This is a genomic window from Mesorhizobium sp. L2C084A000 (genome assembly GCF_000502875.1).
GTDB lineage: Bacteria > Pseudomonadota > Alphaproteobacteria > Rhizobiales > Rhizobiaceae > Mesorhizobium.
Genome location: NZ_AYWX01000003.1, coordinates 410,995 through 433,792 on the forward strand (window position 1 = coordinate 410,995; position 22,798 = coordinate 433,792).

General features: G+C 62.4%; 19 protein-coding genes and 1 pseudogene. 14 read left to right on the forward strand and 6 right to left on the reverse strand.

Going from position 1 to position 22,798, the window contains the following annotated elements; translation table 11 throughout:
* Positions 1 to 152 precede the first annotated feature (152 nt).
* Entirely contained in the window at positions 153 to 1,520 is a 1,368-nt protein-coding gene (glmU, locus tag X735_RS155085) for a bifunctional UDP-N-acetylglucosamine diphosphorylase/glucosamine-1-phosphate N-acetyltransferase GlmU (protein ID WP_023810551.1), read from the forward strand.
* Positions 1,521 to 1,526: 6 nt separating this feature from the next.
* Here glmU and X735_RS155080 read toward each other — a convergent pair whose 3' ends face one another.
* Positions 1,527 to 1,901: a hypothetical protein gene (locus X735_RS155080; RefSeq protein ID WP_023810552.1), complete on the reverse strand. Its 375-nt coding sequence runs from the start codon at positions 1,899 to 1,901 to the stop codon at positions 1,527 to 1,529.
* Between the two features lie 222 nt (positions 1,902 to 2,123).
* Between X735_RS155080 and glmS the strand changes: the two genes are divergently transcribed.
* Complete coding sequence (gene glmS / locus X735_RS155075) at positions 2,124 to 3,947, forward strand: glutamine--fructose-6-phosphate transaminase (isomerizing) (protein WP_023810553.1); 1,824 nt, start codon at positions 2,124 to 2,126, stop codon at positions 3,945 to 3,947.
* 108 nt (positions 3,948 to 4,055) lie between these two features.
* Here glmS and X735_RS1000000169750 read toward each other — a convergent pair.
* Positions 4,056 to 4,240 (reverse strand): annotated as a pseudogene (locus tag X735_RS1000000169750) (hypothetical protein).
* Positions 4,241 to 4,525: 285 nt separating this feature from the next.
* Between X735_RS1000000169750 and X735_RS155070 the strand changes: the two are divergent.
* A complete protein-coding gene (locus X735_RS155070; protein ID WP_027036784.1) occupies positions 4,526 to 5,281 on the forward strand; it encodes a DUF502 domain-containing protein in 756 nt (251 codons plus the stop codon).
* Here X735_RS155070 and recG read toward each other — a convergent pair.
* Positions 5,233 to 7,341: an ATP-dependent DNA helicase RecG gene (recG, locus tag X735_RS155065; RefSeq protein ID WP_023810555.1), complete on the reverse strand. Its 2,109-nt coding sequence runs from the start codon at positions 7,339 to 7,341 to the stop codon at positions 5,233 to 5,235. The two genes, X735_RS155070 and recG, sit on opposite strands and share 49 nt — an antisense overlap.
* Before the next feature lie 308 nt (positions 7,342 to 7,649).
* On the opposite strand from recG, the gene X735_RS155060 reads away from it, so the two are divergent.
* The 3 genes from X735_RS155060 (at position 7,650) to X735_RS155050 (ending at position 12,971) form a co-directional block, all read left to right on the forward strand.
* Positions 7,650 to 7,937: a succinate dehydrogenase assembly factor 2 gene (locus X735_RS155060; RefSeq protein ID WP_023810556.1), complete on the forward strand. Its 288-nt coding sequence runs from the start codon at positions 7,650 to 7,652 to the stop codon at positions 7,935 to 7,937.
* A 28-nt stretch (positions 7,938 to 7,965) separates the two neighbouring features.
* The gene (gene mfd / locus X735_RS155055; RefSeq protein WP_023810557.1) at positions 7,966 to 11,463 is read left to right on the forward strand and encodes a transcription-repair coupling factor; all 3,498 of its coding nucleotides are present in this window, start codon (positions 7,966 to 7,968) and stop codon (positions 11,461 to 11,463) included.
* Between the two features lie 134 nt (positions 11,464 to 11,597).
* On the forward strand, positions 11,598 to 12,971 hold the full coding sequence (locus X735_RS155050; protein ID WP_013531905.1) for a 3-deoxy-7-phosphoheptulonate synthase class II: 1,374 nt from the start codon (positions 11,598 to 11,600) through the stop codon (positions 12,969 to 12,971).
* Between the two features lie 104 nt (positions 12,972 to 13,075).
* Here X735_RS155050 and X735_RS155045 read toward each other — a convergent pair whose 3' ends face one another.
* Positions 13,076 to 14,149, reverse strand: a complete 1,074-nt coding sequence (locus X735_RS155045; RefSeq protein ID WP_023810558.1) for a diguanylate cyclase — start codon at positions 14,147 to 14,149, stop codon at positions 13,076 to 13,078.
* 408 nt (positions 14,150 to 14,557) lie between these two features.
* On the opposite strand from X735_RS155045, the gene X735_RS155040 reads away from it, so the two are divergent.
* From X735_RS155040 to X735_RS155025, 4 genes are all read left to right on the forward strand, one after another.
* Positions 14,558 to 14,974, forward strand: coding sequence for a GFA family protein (locus X735_RS155040; protein WP_023810559.1), 417 nt, complete (start codon positions 14,558 to 14,560; stop codon positions 14,972 to 14,974).
* Between the two features lie 81 nt (positions 14,975 to 15,055).
* The gene (locus tag X735_RS155035; RefSeq protein ID WP_023810560.1) at positions 15,056 to 15,415 is read left to right on the forward strand and encodes a diacylglycerol kinase; all 360 of its coding nucleotides are present in this window, start codon (positions 15,056 to 15,058) and stop codon (positions 15,413 to 15,415) included.
* Positions 15,416 to 15,455: 40 nt separating this feature from the next.
* Entirely contained in the window at positions 15,456 to 15,749 is a 294-nt protein-coding gene (locus tag X735_RS155030) for a diacylglycerol kinase (protein WP_023810561.1), read from the forward strand.
* 43 nt (positions 15,750 to 15,792) lie between these two features.
* Complete coding sequence (locus X735_RS155025; protein ID WP_023810562.1) at positions 15,793 to 16,374, forward strand: hemerythrin domain-containing protein; 582 nt, start codon at positions 15,793 to 15,795, stop codon at positions 16,372 to 16,374.
* A gap of 3 nt (positions 16,375 to 16,377) precedes the next feature.
* Here X735_RS155025 and X735_RS155020 read toward each other — a convergent pair whose 3' ends face one another.
* Positions 16,378 to 16,965 carry a DedA family protein gene (locus X735_RS155020; RefSeq protein ID WP_023810563.1) on the reverse strand — a complete coding sequence of 196 codons (588 nt, stop codon included), beginning with the start codon at positions 16,963 to 16,965 and terminating at the stop codon, positions 16,378 to 16,380.
* Positions 16,962 to 17,525 carry a DUF1003 domain-containing protein gene (locus X735_RS155015; protein ID WP_023810564.1) on the reverse strand — a complete coding sequence of 188 codons (564 nt, stop codon included), beginning with the start codon at positions 17,523 to 17,525 and terminating at the stop codon, positions 16,962 to 16,964. Before X735_RS155015 ends, X735_RS155020 begins: the two co-directional genes overlap by 4 nt.
* Positions 17,526 to 17,617: 92 nt before the next feature.
* Between X735_RS155015 and X735_RS155010 the strand changes: the two genes are divergently transcribed.
* The 4 genes from X735_RS155010 (at position 17,618) to X735_RS154995 (ending at position 22,774) form a co-directional block, all read left to right on the forward strand.
* The gene (locus X735_RS155010; RefSeq protein WP_023810565.1) at positions 17,618 to 18,334 is read left to right on the forward strand and encodes a DNA-3-methyladenine glycosylase I; all 717 of its coding nucleotides are present in this window, start codon (positions 17,618 to 17,620) and stop codon (positions 18,332 to 18,334) included.
* 129 nt (positions 18,335 to 18,463) lie between these two features.
* Entirely contained in the window at positions 18,464 to 20,140 is a 1,677-nt protein-coding gene (locus X735_RS155005) for an NAD+ synthase (RefSeq protein ID WP_023810566.1), read from the forward strand.
* A gap of 37 nt (positions 20,141 to 20,177) precedes the next feature.
* Positions 20,178 to 20,588, forward strand: a complete 411-nt coding sequence (locus tag X735_RS155000; RefSeq protein ID WP_023810567.1) for a GNAT family N-acetyltransferase — start codon at positions 20,178 to 20,180, stop codon at positions 20,586 to 20,588.
* 380 nt (positions 20,589 to 20,968) lie between these two features.
* A complete protein-coding gene (locus X735_RS154995; RefSeq protein ID WP_023810568.1) occupies positions 20,969 to 22,774 on the forward strand; it encodes an ABC transporter ATP-binding protein in 1,806 nt (601 codons plus the stop codon).
* Positions 22,775 to 22,798: the final 24 nt, after the last annotated feature.

Below are 22,798 nucleotides of genomic sequence, written 5' to 3' on the forward strand. Positions count from 1 at the left end.
TTTTGCTTAGGGCGACGCGGATGCCTACGGCAACGCGGATCGAATCCTGAACGCCTCCGCTCCCACCTCACCGGAATTTAACCGCATTGGTGAAGCATGGCGCCACTGCTAGCATGCTTTGATTCCCAACCCTTTCATATGGTTGTCGTTCCATGAGCCAGAGATCCTGCCTGTCCGTCATCCTTGCCGCCGGCGAAGGCACGCGCATGAAGAGCGTGCTGCCGAAGGTGCTGCACCAGATCGCCGGCCTGCCGATGGTCGCCCATGTGGTGAAGGCAGCCGAAGCCGCTGGTGCCGGCAGCCAGGCGCTGGTGATCGGCCATGGGGCCGAAGAGATGCGCAAGGCGGCGGCGAAATTCGCTCCAAAGGCCGAGACCTTCGTGCAGGACAAGCGCCTCGGCACCGCGCATGCCGTGCTCGCCGCGCGCGATGCGATATCAAAGGGTTATGACGATATCCTGGTGATGTTCGGCGACACGCCGCTGATCGACGCCGATGCGCTGACCGTGGCGCGGCTGAAACTGGCGGAAGGTGCGGCCGTCGTGGTGGTTGGCTTCCGTCCGCCCAGCCCGACGGGCTATGGCCGGCTGATCGAAAAGGACGGCAAGCTGGTCGCCATCCGCGAGGAAAAGGATTGCTCCGAGGAGGAGAAAAAAATCGGCTTCTGCAATGCCGGGATGATGGCGGTAGCCGGCGCTCACGCGCTGACGCTGCTCGATCAGGTCGACAACAAGAATGCCAAAGGCGAGTATTACCTCACCGACATTGTCGAGATCGCCGGCGCGCGAGGCCTCGATGTCGTCGCCACCGAAGCCAGCTTCGAGAGCGCGCTCGGCATCAACAATCGCGCCGAACTGGCGCAGGCCGAGGGCATCTGGCAGGCGCGCCGCCGCCATGAGGCAATGCTGTCGGGCGTGACGCTGATCGCGCCGGAGACCGTGTACTTCTCGCACGACACCGAGATCGGCGCTGACACCATCGTCGAGCCCAATGTCTGGTTCGGCCCGGGCGTGAAAATCGCCACGGGCGCCAAGATCCATGCCTTCAGCCATATCGAGGGCGCCACCATTGCGTCCAATTGCGATGTCGGGCCGTACGCGCGGCTGCGGCCGGGCGCGGATCTCCGAAACAAGGCCAAGGTCGGTAATTTCTGCGAGGTCAAGCAGGCGGTTATCGAGGAGGGCGCCAAGGTCAACCATCTGACCTATATCGGCGATGCCCGCGTCGGCGCGGGTGCCAATATCGGCGCCGGCACCATCACATGCAATTACGACGGCTATTCGAAATTCTTCACGGACATCGGCGAGGGCGCGTTCATTGGCTCCAATTCGTCGCTGGTGGCGCCTGTCACCATCGGCAAGGGCGGCTACATCGCCTCGGGCAGCGTGATCACCGAAAGCGTGCCCGACGACGCGCTGGCCTTCGGCCGCGCCCGCCAGAAGACGATTCCAGGCAAGGGCAAGGAATTGCGCGAGCGCTTTGCTTCGGCGGCGGCGGCGAAGAAAAAGGCTGCTGGATAACGGGCGTTAGCCGGAAGTCTTCGCGTCCTTGCCGAAAGCGGCTGTGACTTCGATCTTGCCGACGATCGCCTTGTTGAATTCAGGGAGATCTTCGGCCGGAATCCAGTATTCCAGATGCGCCTTGCTGCCAGCGTGCTCGACCCGGTAGCGGTCGAGAAAGCTCTTGAGAACGTCGAACCGGGTGACGAACCCCGAGCCGCTGGCCGGCACGTTCCAGTCGCGTGCGATCTGCACCGCATAGGCTTCGGTCGTCACGGGATAGAAAATGGGCTGCTCGGGCAGGCGCGGCGGAAACGCCTGCATCCCCGAGGCCTGGATCAGTTTCAGTTCCCTGGGGCCGACAGGGCGCCAGAGGGTTACGGTGGGCTTGCTCTCGCTCATGGCAGGGCTATTAGCGAGATATCTCTCTGGTGAAAACCATCGTCTGAAAACCGAAGCCTGACAAACCGAACGATTGCAGTAACCGGATTGCAAGGCGGCCTGTCATGGTGCATCGACAGAATGAGCGTTCCGTTATACGGGACGAAATGCAATGTGACTTTCCACGGCAGGCCGGCCATCCCTAAATAGCGCTGGTTTTCCGGGGAATCGGGGGCTTTCTGCATGTGCGGTATCGTTGGAATCGTCGGCCACTCGCAGGTTGCGCCGCTCATCGTCGATGCGTTGAAGCGGTTGGAGTACCGCGGCTATGACTCGGCCGGCGTCGCCACCATCGAGCGTGGCGAACTCGCCCGCCGCCGCGCCGAAGGCAAGCTGATCAACCTGGAGCGCCGGCTCAAGGACGAGCCGCTCGACGGCACGATCGGCATCGGTCACACACGCTGGGCGACGCATGGCGTGCCCAACGAGACCAATGCGCACCCGCATTTTTCCGATGGCGTCGCCATCGTCCACAACGGCATCATCGAGAATTTCGCCGAACTGCGCGCCGAGCTGATCCGCGACGGCTATTCTTTTTCGTCGCAGACCGACACCGAGGTCGTGGCGCATCTGGTGGCGCGCGAACTCGCCAGGGGGCTGAAGCCGGTTGATGCCGCGCACCAGGCGCTGAAGCGGCTGGAAGGCGCTTTCGCGCTGGCCATCATGTTCAAGGGCGATGAAGACCTGATCGTCGGCGCGCGCAACGGTCCGCCGCTGGCTGTCGGCCATGGCGATGGCGAGATGTTTCTGGGTTCAGACGCCATCGCGCTCGCCCCGTTCACCAATTCGATCACCTATCTCGAAGATGGCGACTGGGCGGTGGTGCGCCGCGACGGCGTCACCATCTTCGACATCGACGGCACAAAGGTCGACCGCAAGCGCCAGCAGTCCCTCTCGACCAGTTTCATGGTCGACAAGGGCAATAGACGCCACTTCATGGAGAAGGAAATCCATGAACAGCCCGAGGTGATCTCGCACACGCTGGCGAATTATCTGGATTTTGTCGGCGGCGTCTCCAAGCCGCTCGACCTGCCTTTCGATTTCGCCAAAATCGACCGGCTGGCGATTTCGGCCTGCGGCACCGCCTATCTCGCCGGCCTGATTGGCAAGTACTGGTTCGAGCGCTACGCGCGACTGCCGGTCGATATCGATGTCGCTTCGGAATTCCGTTACCGCGAAATGCCGCTGTCGAAGAACGATGCCGCCTTCTTCATCTCGCAATCGGGCGAGACCGCCGACACGCTGGCCTCGCTGCGCTACTGCCGCAAGGCGGGGATGAAGATCGGCGCCGTCGTCAATGTGCGCGAATCGACCATGGCGCGCGAATCCGACGTCGTGCTGCCGACGCTCGCCGGGCCGGAAATCGGCGTCGCCTCCACCAAGGCGTTCACCTGCCAGTTGTCGGTGCTGGCATCGCTTGCCGTGCGGGCTGGCGTGGCGCGCGGTACGATCTCGAAGGAGCAGGAAAAGACCTTTGTGCGCGAGCTTTCGGAAGCACCGCGCTATGCCAATCAGGTGCTGAAGCTCGACCATCAGATCGAAAAGACCGCGCGCGACCTCGCTCACTATAAGAACGTGCTCTATCTCGGCCGCGACACCAATTTCCCGCTGGCCATGGAAGGCGCGCTAAAGCTCAAGGAAATCTCCTATATCCACGCCGAAGGCTATGCAGCCGGCGAACTGAAGCACGGCCCGATCGCACTGATCGACGAGAACATGCCGGTCATCGTCATCGCGCCGCACGACCGCATTTTCGAAAAAACCGTGTCGAACATGCAGGAAGTGGCGGCGCGCGGCGGCAAGATCATCCTGATCACCGACAGCAAGGGTGCGGCACTGACGAGCGTCAAGACGATGGAGACGATCGTGCTGCCGGACGTGCCGGAAATCATCTCGCCGATCATCTACGCGCTGCCGATCCAGATGCTCGCCTATTTCACCGCCGTCTTTATGGGCACCGACGTCGACCAGCCGCGCAATCTGGCGAAATCGGTGACGGTGGAGTAGGCCTCATCCTTTCGTCATCCACGGGCGGAGCGGGAGCGAAGCTCCTGCGCAGACCCGAGGATCCATTCCGGGACGGTATGGCGGATCAAAGCGGTGCAGAACTTGGCGCTACCACCCAGTCCCGCGGAAAAGCTCGAACCACTCCGGATTGACCTTTTCGATCAATTCAATCTTCCACTGACGCGGCCAACGTTTCAGCGACTTCTCGCGCTGGATCGCATCGGATCGTTTGTGACGCCAATATAGATGGTGCCGCGTTTCCGGCTCGCAGTTAAATAGACATAGCCCGTCATGAACGAAGTATAGCGACGAAGGATTCGCCGACCATCTTGAGGGGTTGCGTTCTTCGGCCGACGTCACGGAATGGATCCTCGGGTCTGCGCCGCGTCGCTTCGCTCCTTGCTCCGCCCGTGGATGACGAAGGGGAGGGATGTTTCGGCTAATCGCGAACGTATGCTGCTTCCGTTTGGATTGCTTCGCTGGAAGCGGCGGCATAATCGGCTCTTTAAAAACTTCGCAGTTCCAAAGCTTCGTCCGGTTCACTAATGTTGCGCTGCAACCCGCGCCTCCGGTGAATCATGTCCGACGCTCCCAAGACTTCCGGCGTGACCCGGCTGAGGAACTATTTCCTCACGGGCTTCATTGTCTGCGCGCCGCTGGCGATCACCGCCTACATTGCATGGTCTTTCATCGGCTGGGTCGATTCCTGGGTGAAACCCTATATTCCGGCCCGCTACAGCCCTGACACCTATTTGTCGTTTCCGGTGCCGGGGTTCGGGCTGATCGTCGCGTTGATCCTGATCACGCTGATAGGCTTCCTGACGGCCAACATAGTCGGCCGCGCCATCGTCAATTTCGGCGAGCGCCTGCTTGGCCGCATGCCGCTGGTGCGCGGCATCTATGGCTCGCTGAAGCAGATTTTCGAGACCGTGCTGTCGAACAAGGGTGACATGTTCCGCCAGGTCGGGCTGGTCGAATATCCGCGCAAGGGTGTGTGGTCGCTGGTGTTCGTCGCCAGCGAGAAGGAAACCGAGATCAACCAAAAGCTCGACCAGGAAGGCGATCCGCTGATTGCCGTGTTCATGCCGTGCACGCCGAACCCGACCACCGGATTCCTGATGTATGTGCCGAAGTCGGACATCGTGCTGCTCGACATGACGATCGAGGACGGCGCCAAGCTGATCGTCTCGGCCGGGCTGGTGGCGCCCGAGGTCAAGCAAATGGTTGTCGTGAATGGCGAGCCGATCGAGGGGATGCTCGCCAACCCGTCGGTTGCCGCCCTGGCTCAGCCGGCGCGCAGGAGCCGCACGGCCTCGTCGCGGCCGAACAAATAAAGCAGCAGGCGCAACGCCTCGCCACGCTGCGATTGCAGCTCCGGGTCGCGCGACAGGATCAGCCTGGCATCGTCGCGGGCGGCCTCCAGAAGATCGGCATGCGCCTCGATGCGCGCCACCTGGAAACCCGGCGTGCCGGACTGGCGGGTGCCAAGCAATTCGCCTTCGCCGCGCAGCTTCAGGTCCTCCTCGGCGATCAGGAACCCGTCCTCGGTCTCGCGCATCACCGACAGCCGGCGTTTCGCGGTCTCGCCGAGCGGGTCCTTGTAGAGCAGCACGCAGGAGGAGGGCTTGTCGCCACGCCCGACCCGGCCGCGCAACTGATGCAATTGGGCGAGGCCGAAGCGCTCGGCGTGCTCGATGACCATGACGGTGGCGTCCGGTACGTCGACGCCGACCTCGATGACCGTGGTGGCGATCAGGATGCGTGTCTCGCCCTGCTTGAAGGCGCGCATCGCCTCGTCCTTGTCGGCACCTTTCATGCGGCCGTGAACGAGCCCGATACGGTCGCCGAACAATGGTTTCAGCGAGGCGAAGCGGTCCTCGGCCGACATCAGCTTGATTTCTTCGGATTCCTCGACCAGCGGACAGATCCAGTAGATCTTCTGGCCGCCGGCCACCGCCTCGACCATGCGGCCGATCAGTTCATCGAGCCGCTCCAGCGGCAGAGTAACGGTACGGATCGGCTGGCGGCCGGCCGGTTTTTCCGTCAGTTTCGACACGTCCATGTCGCCGAAAGCGGTCAGCACCAGCGTGCGCGGGATGGGAGTGGCCGTCATCACCAGCATGTCGGGCGCATCGCCCTTGGCGGTGATGGCGAGCCGTTGATGGACGCCGAAACGGTGCTGCTCGTCGATCACGGCAAAGACCAGGTCGTGGAACATGACCGTCTCCTGGAACAGCGCATGGGTGCCGACGACGATGTCGATCTCGCCGCTTGCCAGGCCGGCCAGCGTATCAGCGCGTTCGCGGCCCTTCTCGCGGCCCGTGAGGATGGCGATGCGCAGCCCGACCTTGGCGGCAAGCGGCGTGATGGTCGCCAGATGCTGGCGCGCCAGGATTTCGGTCGGTGCCATCAAGGCCGCCTGGCCGCCAGCCTCGACAGCCCGCGCCATGGCCAACAGCGCGACGACCGTCTTGCCGGAGCCGACATCGCCCTGCAGAAGCCGCAGCATGCGCTCGGGATCGGCGAGGTCGGCATTGATTTCGGCCAGCGCGAACTCCTGGCTCGGTGTCAGCGAATAGGGCAGTGCGGCTCGCAGTTTTTCGACGATGCGGCCGTCGCCGACCAGAGGGCGGCCGGACAGGCGGCGGACTTTTGCCCGCACCAGCGCCAGCGAGACCTGGCCCGCCAGCAGCTCATCATAGGCGAGGCGCCGCCAGGCAGCGCCATCGACGGAGACATCGATCGGGTCGGCCGGATTGTGGATGCGGGCAAGCGCGCCGGCAAAGGAGGGAGACGTGTGGCGGCGCATGAAAGCGCCGTCCTGCCATTCGGGAAATTCGGGCACACGCGCCAGCGCCTGGCCGATCGCCCGGCGCAGCACCTTGCCCGAGAGCCCGGCTGTCAGGGGATAGACCGGTTCGACCAGCGGCAGGTTTTCCGCCTCGCTGGCGAGCGCGATGTGGTCGGGGTGGACCATGCTCGGGCGGCCGTTGAACCATTCCATGCGGCCGGAGACCACGACATGCTCGCCCTCGGGCATCGCCTTTTCGAGATAGGAAGCGTGAGCATGGAAGAAGGTCAGCGCGATCTCGCCGGTGTCGTCATGGGCGAAGACCCGGTAAGGCACCGACCTGTTGCCGCGCGGCGGCGGCTGGTGGCGGTCGATGCGCACCTCCAGCGTCACGATCTGGCCCTCCGCGGATCCTGCGATGCCCGGCCGGCTGCGCCGGTCGATGACGGTGTGCGGCAGCACGAACAGAAGGTCGCCCGCGCGGGCGACGCGATCACCCAGATCGGCGGCGACGACTTTCTCGATCAGCGCGCCGACTTTCGGTCCGACGCCGGCAAGCGAGGTGATCGGGACAAACAAGGGATCGAGGATGGAAGGTCTCATCTGAGAGAAACCATGCGGTGTCTGCGCTCACCCCCCTCTGGCCTGCCGGCCATCTCCCCCTCAAGGGGGGCGATTAGCAGTTCTGACCTCGCCCGCCTTGCGCAGTTGGAAATTGGCGAAAGCAGTCGTGCCATACGATCTCCCTCCTTGAGGGGGAGATGTCCGGCAGGACAGAGGGGGGTGCTAGCGCCGATACTGTCAGGAATGTTCGTCACACCGAGATGTTAGACGCCAACCGGGCCGTTGCAAGGCTGACAGCCCCTTCTATCCACGCTATATGCGCCCGCAGCAAGCAAGGATGCGGCACGATGACCGGAACGACGAGATCAAGCGAGGGGCTCGACGTCCGCCGCCGCAAGCTTCTGTTTCGCTCCTGGCATCGCGGCATGCGCGAGATGGACCTTATCCTCGGCACCTTCGCCGACGCTGAGATCGGCGCCTTGACCGGCGACGAAATCGACCAATATGAGAGGCTCCTCGACATTCCCGATACCGAATTCCTGCCCATGGTCACCGGCGAACGCCCGGTTCCGGCCGATATCGATTGTGCCGTCCTGCAAAAGATCCTGGCTTTCCGCCAGTCCATGACATTTTGAACAACGACAGTCTGAACGACGTGATTTCATGAGCCTCATTCCCACCATCGGTCTGCCGAAAGGCCGCGCCGGCCAGTTCATCGTCGACGGCGTCGCCGACGGCTACGAAGCCTTTGCGCTGGTGCAGGCGGCACTCGAGATCGCGCCCGACAAGCCGGTTCTGTTCGTCGCACGCGACGGTCAGCGCCTGCCGGCGATCATCGAGGCGCTGTCTTTCGCGGCCCCCGGCCTGCCGGTGCTGGAACTGCCGGCCTGGGATTGCTTGCCCTACGACCGCGTCTCGCCCGGCTCGGATGCGGCCGCCAAGCGCCTCGATGCACTGACCGCCATGATCGCGCTGGCGAAGAAGCCGCACCGCGCCGTCATCCTCACCACCGCCAACGCGCTGCTGCAGCGCATTCCGCCGGCGGATCTCGTCGAGGCACAGACCTTCCACGCCAGGCCCGGCAACCAGATCGACATGAACGTACTGGTGTCGCGACTGGAAACGTCCGGTTTCGAGCGCGTGCCGACCGTGCGCGGTATCGGTGAATTCGCGGTGCGGGGCGGCATTCTCGACCTGTTCGCCCCCGGCTGGACCGAAGCGCTCAGGCTCGATTTCTTCGGCGACACGCTGGAATCGATCCGTGTCTTCGATGCCGCCACGCAGCGCACCACCGGTCAACGCAAGTCGATGGCGCTGCAGGCGATGAGCGAGGTGGCGCTGACGGCGGAAACCATCAGCCGTTTCCGCCGCTCCTATATCGAAGCCTTTGGCGCTCCACAGCGCGATGACGGGCTCTATGCAGCAGTCAGCGAAGGCAGGCGGTTTGCCGGCATGGAACACTGGCTGCCGTTTTTCTATGAGCGGCTGGAGACGGTGTTCGACTATCTGCCTGACACGCCTGTCATCTTCGACCATCTGGCGCATGAGGCGCTGGCCGAGCGCCACACGCTGATCCTCGACCATTACGAGGCGCGCAAGAAGCAGGCGGACGGTGCCTTGAAGGACGCCGTGCCCTACAAGCCGGTCGCACCGGACCTGCTCTATCTCTCCCCGGAAAACCTGATTGCCTCGCTAGGGCCGCGTGAAGCGATCGACTTCACGCCGTTTGACGCGCCTGACGCCGGCGCGAAAAAGGTTTTTCATGCCGGTTCGCGCCCTGGCCGCAGCTTTGTCGAGGAACGCGCCGATCCGAACGCCAACGTGTTCGATGTCGTCGTCAAACACATCGCTGACGAGCGCGCAGCGCGCCGCCGCATTGTCATTGCCGGCTGGACCGAAGGCTCGCTCGACCGGCTTGGCCAGATCCTTGCCGAACACCATCTCGGCAACCTCAAGCAGGTGGCGACGCTGGCGGAAGCCGAAAAGCTCGAACCGGGTCAGGCGGCCTTGGCCGTGCTGCCGCTCGAATCCGGCTTCGAGACCGAAAAACTGGTCGTCGTCGCCGAACAGGACATTTTGGGCGACCGGCTGATCCGGCGCTCGAAACGCAAGAAGCGTCCCTCGGATTTCATTGCCGAGGCCTCGGCGCTGTCGGCCGGCGACATTGTCGTCCACGCCGACCACGGCATTGGCCGCTTCATAGGCCTGCGCACCATCGAAGCGGTCGGCGCACCGCATGACTGCCTGGAAATCCACTATGCCGGCGACGACCGGCTGTTCCTGCCGGTGGAAAACATCGAACTCCTGTCGCGCTACGGTTCTGATACGGCCGAGGCGACGCTGGACAAGCTTGGCGGCGGCGCCTGGCAATCGCGCAAGGCGCGGCTGAAGAAACGTCTGCTCGACATGGCCGGTCAATTGATCCGCATCGCCGCCGAGCGGCAGATGCGCTCCGCACCGCCACTGGTGCCGGCAGAAGGCCTCTATGGCGAGTTCGCCGCGCGGTTCCCCTATGAGGAAACCGACGACCAGCAGACAGCGATCGACTCGGTACGGGACGACCTTGGCGCCGGCAAGCCGATGGACCGGCTGATTTGCGGCGATGTCGGCTTCGGCAAGACCGAAGTGGCGCTGCGCGCCGCCTTCATCGCGGCGATGGAAGGCTTTCAGGTGGCGGTTGTGGTGCCGACGACATTGTTGTCGCGCCAGCATTTCAAGACCTTTTCGCAGCGTTTCTCCGGCCTGCCGATCCGTGTCGGCCAGGCGTCGCGGCTAGTCGGCGCCAAGGAACTGGCCGAGACCAAGAAAGGTATCGCCGAGGGCCAGGTCGACATCGTCATCGGTACGCATGCGCTGCTCGGTTCCGCAATCTCGTTCAAGAACCTTGGCCTGCTGATCATCGACGAAGAGCAGCATTTTGGCGTCAAGCACAAGGAGCGGCTGAAGGATTTGAAGACCGACGTGCACGTGCTGACGCTGTCGGCGACGCCGATCCCGCGCACGCTGCAACTGGCGTTGACCGGGGTGCGCGAACTGTCGCTGATCGCCACGCCGCCGGTCGACCGCATGGCGGTGCGCACCTTCATCTCGCCCTTCGATCCGCTGGTCATCCGCGAGACGCTGCTGCGCGAGCGCTATCGTGGCGGCCATTCCTTCTATGTGGTGCCGCGCATCAGCGATCTCTCGGAAATCCATGATTTCCTAAAGGAATCCGTGCCGGAGTTGAAGGTGGCGGTGGCACATGGCCAGATGCCGCCGGGCGAACTCGACGACATCATGAATGCCTTCTATGACGGCCAGTACGACGTGCTGTTATCGACGACCATCGTCGAATCCGGTCTCGACATCCCGACCGCCAACACGCTGATCATCCATCGGGCCGACATGTTCGGCCTGTCGCAGCTTTACCAGTTACGCGGTCGCGTCGGTCGCTCGAAGGTGCGCGCCTATGCGTTGTTCACGCTGCCGGCCAACCGCAAGCTCACCGACACCGCCGAGCGCCGGCTGAAGGTGCTGCAATCGCTGGATACGCTGGGCGCCGGCTTCCAGCTCGCCAGCCACGACCTCGACATCCGTGGCGCCGGCAATCTTCTGGGCGAAGAGCAGTCCGGCCACATCAAGGAGGTCGGCTTCGAGCTCTACCAGCAGATGCTGGAAGAGGCTGTCGCCGAGGTGAAGGATTCCGGCGAGGTCCAGGATGGCGGCTGGTCGCCGCAGATTGCCGTCGGCACGGCGGTGATGATCCCGGAAAGCTATGTTCCGGACCTGCAGCTCAGGCTGGCGCTTTATCGCCGTCTCGGCGATCTCGAGAACACCGAGGAAATCGACGCTTTCGGCGCCGAGCTGATCGACCGCTTCGGCCCGCTGCCGGAAGAGGTCAAGCATCTGCTCAAGATCGTCTTCATCAAGGCGCTTTGTCGCAAGGCCAATGTCGAGAAGCTCGACGCCGGGCCGAAGGGCGTCGTCATCCATTTCCGCAAGCGCGAATTCTCCAACCCGGTCGGGCTCGTCCGGTTCATCGGCGAGCAGGGCTCGCTGGCCAAGATCCGGCCGGACCACAGCGTCGTCTTCGTGCGCGATTGGCCAACCCCCGAGAAGCGATTGGCGGGCTCGGCGGTGGTCATGACGCAGTTGGCGCGGCTGGTGGAGAAGGCGGCATAGCCCGCCCCGGACCATTCGCCAGCGCTTGAATTCCGGTCTAGAATACGAAAACGGCTTCGTGTATGGAGCCGCCATCCCATATAGGGGCTGGAGTGGGGGCGAGGGTGCTCGCCGGAAAGAGTGTTGGTGCAGCGATGACGAAATGGTCGCCGAATTCGTGGAGAGCAAAGCCGATCAAGCAGGTTCCTGCCTATCCGGACCTTGCCGCGCTGAAGAACACGGAGGCCCAGCTCGCAACCTTTCCGCCGCTGGTTTTTGCCGGTGAGGCGCGCAAGCTGAAGAAGCAGCTCGCTTCTGTCGCCGCCGGTGACGCATTCCTCCTGCAGGGCGGCGATTGCGCCGAGAGCTTCGCCGAGCATGGCGCGGACAACATCCGCGACTTCTTCCGCGTCTTCCTGCAGATGTCGGTGGTGCTCACCTTCGCTGGCGCGCAGCCGGTGGTGAAGGTCGGCCGCGTTGCCGGCCAGTTTGCCAAGCCGCGATCGTCCGACAACGAGACCAAGGGTGAGGTGACGCTGCCCAGCTATCGCGGCGATATCATCAACGGCATCGAATTCGACCCCAAGTCGCGCATTCCGGACCCCGCTCGCCAGGAGATGGCGTATCGCCAGTCGGCGGCGACGCTCAACCTTTTGCGCGCCTTCGCGCAAGGCGGCTATGCCAGCCTGGAGAATGTGCACCGCTGGATGCTCGGCTTCGTGTCCGACAGTCCGCAGGGCGAGAAATACGAGTCTCTTGCCAACCGCATCACCGAGACGATGGACTTCATGAAGGCCGTCGGCATCACCTCGGAAACCAACTACGCGCTGCGCGAGACCGATTTCTACACCAGCCACGAGGCGCTGCTGCTCGGCTATGAGGAGGCACTGACGCGTGTCGATTCGACCTCCGGCGACTGGTACGCCACCTCGGGTCACATGATCTGGATCGGAGACCGCACCCGCCAGCCCGACCATGCGCATGTCGAATATTGCCGTGGCATCAAGAACCCGCTCGGCCTGAAATGCGGTCCGTCGCTGACGCCGGACGGCTTGCTGGAGCTGATCGACCTGCTCAATCCCGAGAACGAGCCCGGCCGGCTGACGCTGATCGCCCGCTTCGGTTCCGACAAGGTCGCCGACCATCTGCCGAAGCTGGTGCGCGCGGTGCAGAAGGAAGGCCGCTCCGTGGTGTGGTCGTCGGATCCGATGCACGGCAACACGATCGAGGCCGCCGGCTACAAGACGCGGCCGTTCGACCGCATTCTGAAGGAGGTGCAGACCTTCTTCGAGGTGCACCGCGCCGAAGGCACGCATCCGGGCGGCATCCATGTCGAGATGACCGGCAAGAACGTCACCGAATGCACCGGTGGCGCGCGCGCCATCACCGCCGAGGAGTTGCAGGACCGCTACCACACCCATTGCGATCCGCGTCTTAACGCCGACCAGGCGATCGAACTGGCGTTCCTGGTCTCGGATCTGTTGAAGAAGAGCCACCCGGTGCAGCACAAGCAGGTTGCCAACGGCTGATTTTCGCGCAGTCCGAATAAGATCCACGAAAGGGCGTCCGAGAAATCGGGCGCCTTTTATGTCTGCGCTAGTCCAGTGTTCCCGGCACCAGCGGGCAGGGACTGTCAGTCCTTCTTGTAGAGCAGCCAGCTCTTGCCGGCCCGGGGGCCTGCCATCGTCGAGTGCCTGGTGACGCGGTTGCGGCCGCTGACCTTCGAGCGATAGAGCGCCCGGTCGGCCTTGGTGTAGAGATCTTCGGGTCCTTCGGCTTCGGACGCCATGCAGATACCCATCGAGACGGTAACGGTGCCGTAATTCGTACCGGTCTGGCTGCTGGTGAACGGCGTCTGCGCGATCAGGGCACGAATACGCTCCGCGACGTCATAGGTGGCGTCCTCGCTGGCGCCCTCGATGATCAGCGCGAACTCCTCGCCGCCGGTGCGGGCGACGAACATGTCGCCGCGAATGCTGGTCTGGAAAATATCGGCGATGCTCTGGATGATCTTGTCGCCGACCGGGTGGCCATAGCGGTCGTTGATATCCTTGAAGCGGTCGATGTCGACAAGAACCAGGGCGTTGAACAGGATACCCCTGTTGCTGTTGTAGATCCTGGTGATCTCCTTGTCGAAGGCGCGCCGATTCCAGATATGGGTCAACGGATCGGTGTCGGCCAGCCGCTTATACTCCTCAAGCTTCGACTTGACGCTCTCGAGTTCGGCCGTCTTGTCGCTGAGCGTCGAGGCCACCTGCCGGCCGTGATCGATCGTCGAATTGGTGGCAACCGCCATGGCGTTGGCGATCTTCTGCAGGAGATCCTGAGAGAGAAGGCTGCGGCCGCTGAGGCCGCTCGATGTCTCATCGAGGATCCTGCCGTATTTCTCGATGTGGCTGCGCTCGCTCCGCAGCAACGAAGCAACCTCCTCGAGCTCCCTGGCGATGACGTCTCTGGCATGCTCGACGATGCCCGGACCATGGTTGTGGGCAAAGAAAGTGCGCCCGATCTGGTCCAGTTCATCTTGTGTCGGCCGGCTGCTCAGCGAAACGACGGCGAGGCTGAGTTCGCGATTGGTGCCGCTCAGCGCCTCGTAGAAAATCTCGTAGTTGCGCGGCAGGCTGAGCACGCCCAGCTGGCGCATTGTGGCAACGACACTGGCCGCGATGTCGGTGCTTCGTTCGGTCGGAAGAGCTGCCGGCTGCATTTTTGATTCTTCCCCTCGGATTCCGCTGTAGAATTCGCGGGTTCCCTTTGTCGCCGACCTGGGGAATGCGACCGACTCCAGAACAACTTGCAAAGGGATGCGTCCCCACCCACGACCTTCGCTTGCCATGACCATAAATGCGCCAGCGCTAAAGTTTCCTTAATTTGCCGAGATTCCACAGTTTTTCTCTACCTGCGGCTGTAAAAGCTTAAATTTGCGCACCCAATAATCGAAAACGACGCCAGTTTGGTGGCTTTGAATCCGAAATTCGCGCATCGCGCTCTTGAAAATGAAACCGAATTTCGGATTCACCACGCCAGTACATGTCGCATTTGCTTGCGTGTGGTCGTCGCAAAGCTGGAATCCTGACGACGATGCTGAGGCAGAGTTTTCCTCGAGGAGGTCGAAATGAGCGACAATCACACGGGATCGTGTCTGTGCGGAGCGGTTCGCTTCAAAACGCACGGAGCGCTGCGTGGCGTCGTCTATTGTCATTGCTCGCAATGCCGCAAGCAGAGCGGACATTTCTATGCCGCGACCAATGTTGCCAACGCCGACATTGTGATCGAGGGCACGGAAAGTATCACCTGGTACGAAGCCTCTACCTTCGCCAGGCGTGGGTTCTGCAAGGCATGCGGATCGGTGCTGTTCTGGAAGCCGCGAGACCAGGACTACGTTTCAGTCATGGCGGGATCGTTCGACAAGCCGACAGGTCTTGAGGGGGAATGCCATATCTTCGTCGGTGACAAGGGTGACTACTATTCGATCGACGACGGGCTGCCGCAGTTTGAAAAGTCGACACCGTCCATACCGGTTGCTGAATGAATCTTGGACAAGTCACCTTATTCCATTGATCTGGCCAGCCATTGCATTATCCCGTGCCGGTGATTCGCAAAGGGGTTTGGCATGCAGCGGCTGATCGATGCTTATTTCAATTCGGTGCGGGCGTTTCGCAAGCTGGCCACCAGCGAGAAGGCTTTCCAGCAGGAGCTGATGCTGCTGGCGCTTGCCTTGCCGCTCGGCTGGTTCGTTTCGATCTCGTGGCGCGGTTATGCTTTGCTGATCGGCGCCGTGCTGCTCTTGATCATGGTCGAAGTGCTGAACACCGGCATCGAGGCGGCATGCGACGCTTTCAGCCGCGAGTTCAATGTCGATATCCAGTTGGCCAAGGATTGCGGTTCGCTGGCGGTGCTGATTTCGGTGCTCATCGTCGCCGGCGTCTGGGGTATCGCCATTATCGAGCGGATTACGGGACTACCGATCTAGCCTTTCGATGCCTACATGCCAGTCACCAAAGGAGACTGTCATGTCCGAAGCCACGAGCTTTCTGCTTCTTGAGCGTGCTGGCCTGCCAGACGATCTNGTCTCGGTCTCGTGGCGCGGCTACGCGCTGTTGATCGGCGCGGTGCTGCTGCTCATCATGGTCGAAGTGCTCAACACCGGCATCGAGGCAGCCTGCGATGCCTTCAGTCGCGAGTTCAACGTCGACATCCAGCTCGCCAAGGACTGCGGCTCGCTGGCGGTGCTGATTTCGGTTATTATCGTCGCCGGCGTCTGGGGAATCGCCCTCATCGAGCGCATCACGGGACTACCGATCTGATCTGAACGCTCCCATATGTTAGTCACCAAAGGAGACTGACGTCGTGGAAGCCAATTTTCTGCTGCTTGAAAGAGCCGGCCTGCCGGAAGACCTGCGCTGGCTGGCGGAAAAATATCCGCGCGAGACATGGCAGGGCCACGCCAACATCCACGGCATGGCAAACATGTGGCTGCAGCGGCACGACATGTTCCGCGAACTTGGCGGCATGCTGGCCAACGGTATTGGGGACTACCGTGAGGGACGGCTGACGGCGCCTGATTTCGCGCGCTGGTTCGCGCCGCGCCTCGATCATTTTCTTGGGCATCTCGACGGTCACCACAATGTCGAGGATTATCAATATTTTCCGGTCCTCGCCAAGGCCGAGCCCCGTTTGAAGCGCGGCTTCGAGATTCTCGATGCCGACCATCACACCATTCATGAAGGGCTGGAGCGCAATGCCGAGGCGGCCAACGCGTTCATCAAGACGCTTCAGGAGAGCGAAGACAGACAGCGCTTCGCCGCCGACGCCTATGCCGACGAAAACAGCCGGCTGATCGCCATGCTGACAAGGCATCTTGCCGACGAGGAAGACCTGATCATCCCGCTTATCCTCGATCGGGGGGATCAGGCGCTCGGCGTGGATTGACGATCAGCCCTCCCTGGCGCGTTCCTTCCTGGCGATGTGACGGGCGACGAGCCATGCCAGAACGGCCACGGTCAGGCCGATGCCAAGCCCGATCAGCAACCGTTCGTGATGCATCAACGCCTGGCCGATGACGTGCTCGGCTCCCAGTCCAAAGACATAACCGATCGTGCCGAACAGTACCGCCCAGACCGCCGATGAAAGCGCGTTGAGGATGACGAAGCGCGGCGCGGCAATGTTGGAAAGCCCGGCTGCAATGCCGCCGACGAGGCGCATGCCGTAGATATAGCGGTTGGACAGCACGAAAATGTCGGGATGGGTGTTGAGCAGCCGAAAGGCGCGGCGGAAGCCGGGCCGTTTGCGCAATCTGACGACATAGGGATGGTCGGCGAAGCTTCGTCCGAGGATGAAGAAGAAAGTATCGCCGACGAAGGCGCCGAGCGCGGCCGCAAGAACCGCGTGCCACAGGACGAAGACCTGCTGGTGGGCGAAGAAGCCGCCAAGGATGGCGGCACTTTCGCCCTCCGCGACGCAACCGATAAAGACCGCGAGCAGCCCGTATTGTTCGATGAAATGATGGATTGCGTCGGTCATGAAGCCGACTGCTGCGAAGACAGCCTTTCGTCGATCCGCTTGACCATTTCGGTCAGCTGCACGATCTCGTCGCGCATACCGAGAATCTGGCCGTGGCGCAGTTCATCCAGCTTTTCATGCAGCGCCATGATCTCGATCTCGGCTTTCAGGTTGACCTCGTAATCGTGGGCGGCGTCGATGCGGTCGCGTTCGGTCTGGCGGTTCTGCGCCATCATGATCACCGGCGCCTGCAAGGCGGCGACCATCGACAGAACGAGATTGAGGAAGATGAACGGGTAGGGATCGAAGGCGTCACGCGACAGCAGCCAGACATTGCCTGATGTCCACAGGATCAGAAAGGCGATGAAGGTCAGGATGAAGGACCATGACCCACCGATGCGGGCGATCGTGTCGGCGAGCCGGTCGCCGAAGGTCTGGTGGAAGGCGACGGCCTTGTTGGTGTCGCGCGAGATGGTGGTCCGTTCGAGCGTCGATTGCAGCACCCGGCTTTCGAGCTGGCTGAGGCCGTCCGGCCGCCGCTTGAGCCAGCGGTTCGCCAGGTCGTCGATCGTCTTGTTCATGGCCATCTCCAGGGTCTTTGGCTTGCCGTAAGAGGTAGAGGCTGCCGGCTCACACGGGAAGTGTTAGATTGATTCCAGTTGCCGAGGGACCAATGGCCGATTTCAAGAAAATTCGCGCACGCGCCGCAAAACGCAAGGGCGGCGAAGAGGAACTGACGTCGCTGCTGGGTCCGGCGCCTGACAATGCCGCCGTGGCTGACATCGCCGATGACCGCATTCTCTCTGTTATGGCCGAACGCGTCTTCGCCGCTGGTTTCGTCTGGCGGGTCATCGAGCAGAAATGGCCAGGCTTCGAAGAGGCGTTCCTGCGCTTCGAGCCGAAGCGGCTGTTGTTCCAGCCCGATGATTTCTGGCACGATCTGACGGCCGACCAGCGCATCGTGCGCAACCCGCAGAAGATCAGATCCGTGCGCGACAACGCTGCCTTCGTCGAGCGCGTGTCGAAGGAATATGGCGGTTTCGGCCAATTCCTCGCCAACTGGCCGGCTGACGACCAGGTCGGGCTGATGGCCTGGCTCGGCAAGCATGGCAGCCGGCTGGGCGGCAATACGGGCCAGTATTTCCTGCGCTGGCTGGGTTGGGATGCGTTCGTCATCTCGGGCGATATGGCCGCGGCGTTGCGCGACGCCGGCCTAGACATCGCCGAAAGCCCGACTTCGAAGAAGGACCTGGACAAGATCCAGAGGCAAATCAACCAATGGGCAGCGGAGACGCATCTGCCGCGCCGGCATATTTCACGCATCCTGGCGATGTCGATCGGCGAGAACCATTCGCCGCAAGCGCTGCGCGAATATATGGGCGACGACTGATACCTGGTCGTATCGCCACGATTGAAGTACGTTGATCGGTCCGTACACGATTGACGTATGTCAATCGGTCCGAATTGGTCCAAACGAACGCCATTGCCCGGGCAATTTTGCCGCGCTAAGTCAGCAGGCATGACCAAGAAGCTCGACATCCTGCGCATCGCCGTCGCCCAGCTCAATCCGACTGTCGGCGATATATCAGGCAATCTCGCCAAAGCCCGCGAGGCGAGGGCGGATGCCGCGCGTCAAGGCGCCGATCTCGTGCTCTATACCGAGCTTTTCCTCGCCGGCTACCCGCCGGAGGATCTGGTGCTGAAGCCGGCCTTTTTGAAAGCCTGCGAAAAGGCGGCACAGGATTTTGCCGCCGACACCGCGGACGGAGGTCCCGGCGTCATCATCGGCACGCCGTTGAAGCGCAAGAGCGGCACGCACAATTCGATCGTCTTCGCCGATGGCGGCAAGATCATCGCGGAACGTTACAAGCTCGATCTGCCTAACTACGGCGAGTTCGACGAGAAGCGCGTCTTCCAGGCCGGACCCGAGATCCAGGGGCCGGTCAATTTCCGCGGCGTGCGCATCGGAGTTCCGATCTGCGAGGACATCTGGGGCGATGTCGATATCTGCGAGTCGCTGGCCGAAAGCGGGGCGGAAATCCTGCTGGTGCCGAACGGCTCGCCCTACTACCGCGCCAAGATCGATGTCCGCCACCAGGTCGTCATCCGCCAGGTCATCGAATGCGGGCTGCCGATGATCTATGCCAACCAGCTTGGCGGCCAGGACGAGCTGATCTTCGACGGCGCCTCGTTTGCCATTGGCGCCGACAAGACGCTTGCCTTCCAGATGAGCCAGTTCGAGGAAGCGGTCGACGTCACTACATGGAAACGCCAGGGCGATCACTGGGTCTGTTCCGAAGGGCCGATGTCGAAAATTCCGGACCGGGAGGAGGCCGACTATCGCGCCTGCATGCTAGGCCTGCGGGACTACGTCAACAAGAACGGCTTCAAGAATGTGGTGCTTGGTCTGTCCGGCGGCATCGATTCGGCGATCTGCGCGGCGCTCGCCGTCGATGCGCTCGGCGAGGAACGCCTGCGCGCGGTGATGATGCCCTACCGCTACACCTCGAAGGACTCGCTGAAAGATGCCGAGGATTGCGCCCGGGCGCTCGGCTGCCGCTACGACATCGTGCCGATCTTCGAGCCGGTCGAAGGGTTTCTGCACGCGCTGACGCAGATGTTCGAAGGCACTAAGGAAGGCATCACCGAAGAGAATCTGCAGAGCCGCGCGCGCGGCACCATCCTGATGGCGATCTCCAACAAGTTCGGCTCGATGGTCGTCACCACCGGCAACAAGAGCGAGATGTCGGTCGGCTACGCTACGCTCTATGGCGACATGAATGGCGGCTTCAATCCGATCAAGGATCTCTACAAGATGCAGGTCTACGCGCTGTCGCGCTGGCGCAACAGCCACGTGCCGCCGGGCGCGCTTGGCCCCTCGGGCGAGGTGATCCCGAAAAACATCATCGACAAGGCGCCATCGGCGGAATTGCGCGAGAACCAGACCGACCAGGATTCGCTGCCGCCCTATCCGGTGCTGGACGATATTCTCGAATGCCTGGTTGAGAACGAGATGGGTGTCGACGATATCGTCGCGCGCGGCCATGACCGGGCGACAGCGACGCGCATCGAGCACCTGCTCTACATCGCAGAATACAAGCGACGGCAGGCGGCGCCGGGCGTGAAGATCACCAAAAAGAATTTTGGCCGCGACCGCCGCTATCCCATCACCAATCGTTTCAGGGATCGCAGCTAAGTACCGAAAGCGCGCGGCGGTGCGGCCGGAGACAGCTATGCCCGATTGTGAAATCAGCTTCGACATGTCACGGATCGATTTCCGTGCGACATCGGACCTGTTGATGGCAAGCTATTGGGGCGCCGGACGCACTGACGAAGTCCATCGCCGCGCCTTTGCCAATTCACTGTGCGTCGGTGCCTATGTCGATGGCAAGCAAGTCGGCTTCGGCCGCGCGATCACCGACCGCACGGTATTCGCCTATCTCGCCGATATCATCGTCTGGCCGGAGAACCGCGGGCAGGGCATAGGCAGCCGGCTCGTCCAGGCCCTGATCGACCATCCGGAGGTCAGGACCGTTTTCCATTGGAGCCTGTCGACCAGCGATGCCCATGGCATGTATGAAAAGCTCGGGTTCAAGCCATCAACCGATGGCCGCTACATGCGCTTCGATCGCGTTTCTGAATGAGGCGCGGCTTGCCCGCCATTGTTGCAAAATAATCGCAGTGGTTGGACCAGATACGCTTTTGGCGTCAGCCCGTCTTGGCGATGCATCGGAGCGTCTCTATAAGGACCCCTCCGCAATTGTCTTGCGGGAGGTCCGAATGGCAGTATTTCACATGGTAATGCGAGGCCGCGAAGCCTAGGTCTCATCCGGCGCTCAGCGAAGGTTTGCCCTTCGTGCTGATGCCGGATCGAGCACAGGCTTATGCCGATGCCGGTCGCCGCCCGATTATGGGCGAGACGCCAAATATGCCACTCCGCTTTCCGGGCACTCATTGGCCCCTTGCGCGGCTTCTTCAATTTTCGACCTACTGGGATCGGGCTCGTTTGTGCCCGAATGACATCATGGCTCGTTTTAAGATCGATTTGCGCGCGAGCGCCTTTCGCAGCGTTCTTGGCTTCACGCTCACCCATTGGCGGCGCCAGCCCTGGCGGCTCTCGCTCATCATGGGCAGCTTCCTGCTGTCGACGCTGGCCGATGTGCTGACGCCGCTCTACTCCGGCCGGCTGGTCGACGCCGTCGCCAGCAGCGCCGGCGCCGACGCGATTGCCTGGAATGCCGCGATGACGGCGTTCTCGATGCTGATGGCGTTGGCGCTGGCCGGCGTCGTCTTGCGCAATCTTGCGTTCATGGGGATCGTCGAGTTGACGTTGAAGATGATGGCCGACATCGCCGCCGATGCTTTCCATCGCGTCCAGCGCTTTTCCACCGACTGGCATGCCAACAGCTTTGCCGGTTCGACCGTTCGCAAGGTGACGCGCGGCATGTGGGCGCTCGACCTGCTCAACGACACCATCCTCATCGCGCTGCTGCCGTCGGTCGTCATGCTGGTCGGCTCGACGTTGCTGCTCGGCTGGTTCTGGCCGTTGATGGGTGCGGTCGTTGCTGCCGGTTCGGTGCTGTTCATCACGGTGACGGCGCTGCTGTCGCTTGGCTATGTCGCGCCGGCGGCAAGGCTCGCCAACACCTGGGATACCCGCCTCGGCGGCTCGCTGGCCGACGCGGTCAGCTGCAACGCCGTCGTCAAGGGCTTTGGCGCCGAGGAGCGCGAAGAACGCCGACTGGCCAAGGTCGTCGCCAAATGGCGTGCGCGCACACGGCGCACCTGGGTGCGCGGTACCATCAACGGCACCACGCAAGGGGTGCTGCTGCTGGTCATGCGCGCCGCGGTGATCGGCCTGGCGCTGATGCTGTGGTCGTGGGGGCAGGCGAGCGCCGGCGACGTTGCCTTCGTGCTGACCTCGCTTTTCGTGCTGCAGGGCTATCTCAGGGATATCGGCACGCATATCCGCAATCTGCAGCGCTCCATCAACGATATGGAAGAGCTGGTCGATTTCCAGTCCGAACCGCTCGGCATCGAGGACCGGCCAGGTGCCGAGCCGATCCGGATCACCGAAGGACGGATCAGCTTTGACAACGTCACCTTTCACTATGGCCATCACCGATCGGCGCTTTACCGCGACTTTTCGGTCGATATCGCGCCGGGTGAGCGCGTCGGGCTGGTCGGCCATTCGGGGTCGGGCAAGACCACCTTCGTCAAGCTTATCCAGCGGCTCTATGACGTGAATGCGGGGCAAATCCTGGTCGACGGCCAGGACATCTCGCAGGTGGCGCAAGCCTCGTTGCGCGGGCAGATCGCCATCGTTCAGCAGGAGCCGATCCTGTTCCACCGGTCGCTGGCCGAAAACATCGCCTATGCCAGGCCGAGTGCGACGCAGGAGGAGATCGAGCATGCCGCGAAGCTGGCGAGTGCGCATGACTTCATCACCAACCTGCCGAAGGGCTACGGCACGCTGGTCGGCGAGCGCGGCGTGAAACTGTCGGGCGGCGAGCGTCAGCGCGTGGCGATCGCGCGCGCCTTTCTTGCCGATGCTCGCATCCTGATCCTCGACGAGGCGACATCGAGCCTCGATTCGGAATCGGAGGTTCTGATTCAGCAGGCGATGGAGCGGCTGATGGTCGGCCGCACGACGCTGGTCATCGCGCACCGGCTTTCGACGGTGCGGGCGCTGGACCGGCTGCTGGTCTTCGATCGCGGCAACATCGTCGAGGAAGGCTCGCATGACGAACTGATCCGGCTGAAAGGCGGCATCTACCGTCGCCTGTTCGAACGCCAGGCGTTGGAACTGACCAAGGGACTTGTGAGCTGAATTGAGGCGGCCTGCAGCTTCGGC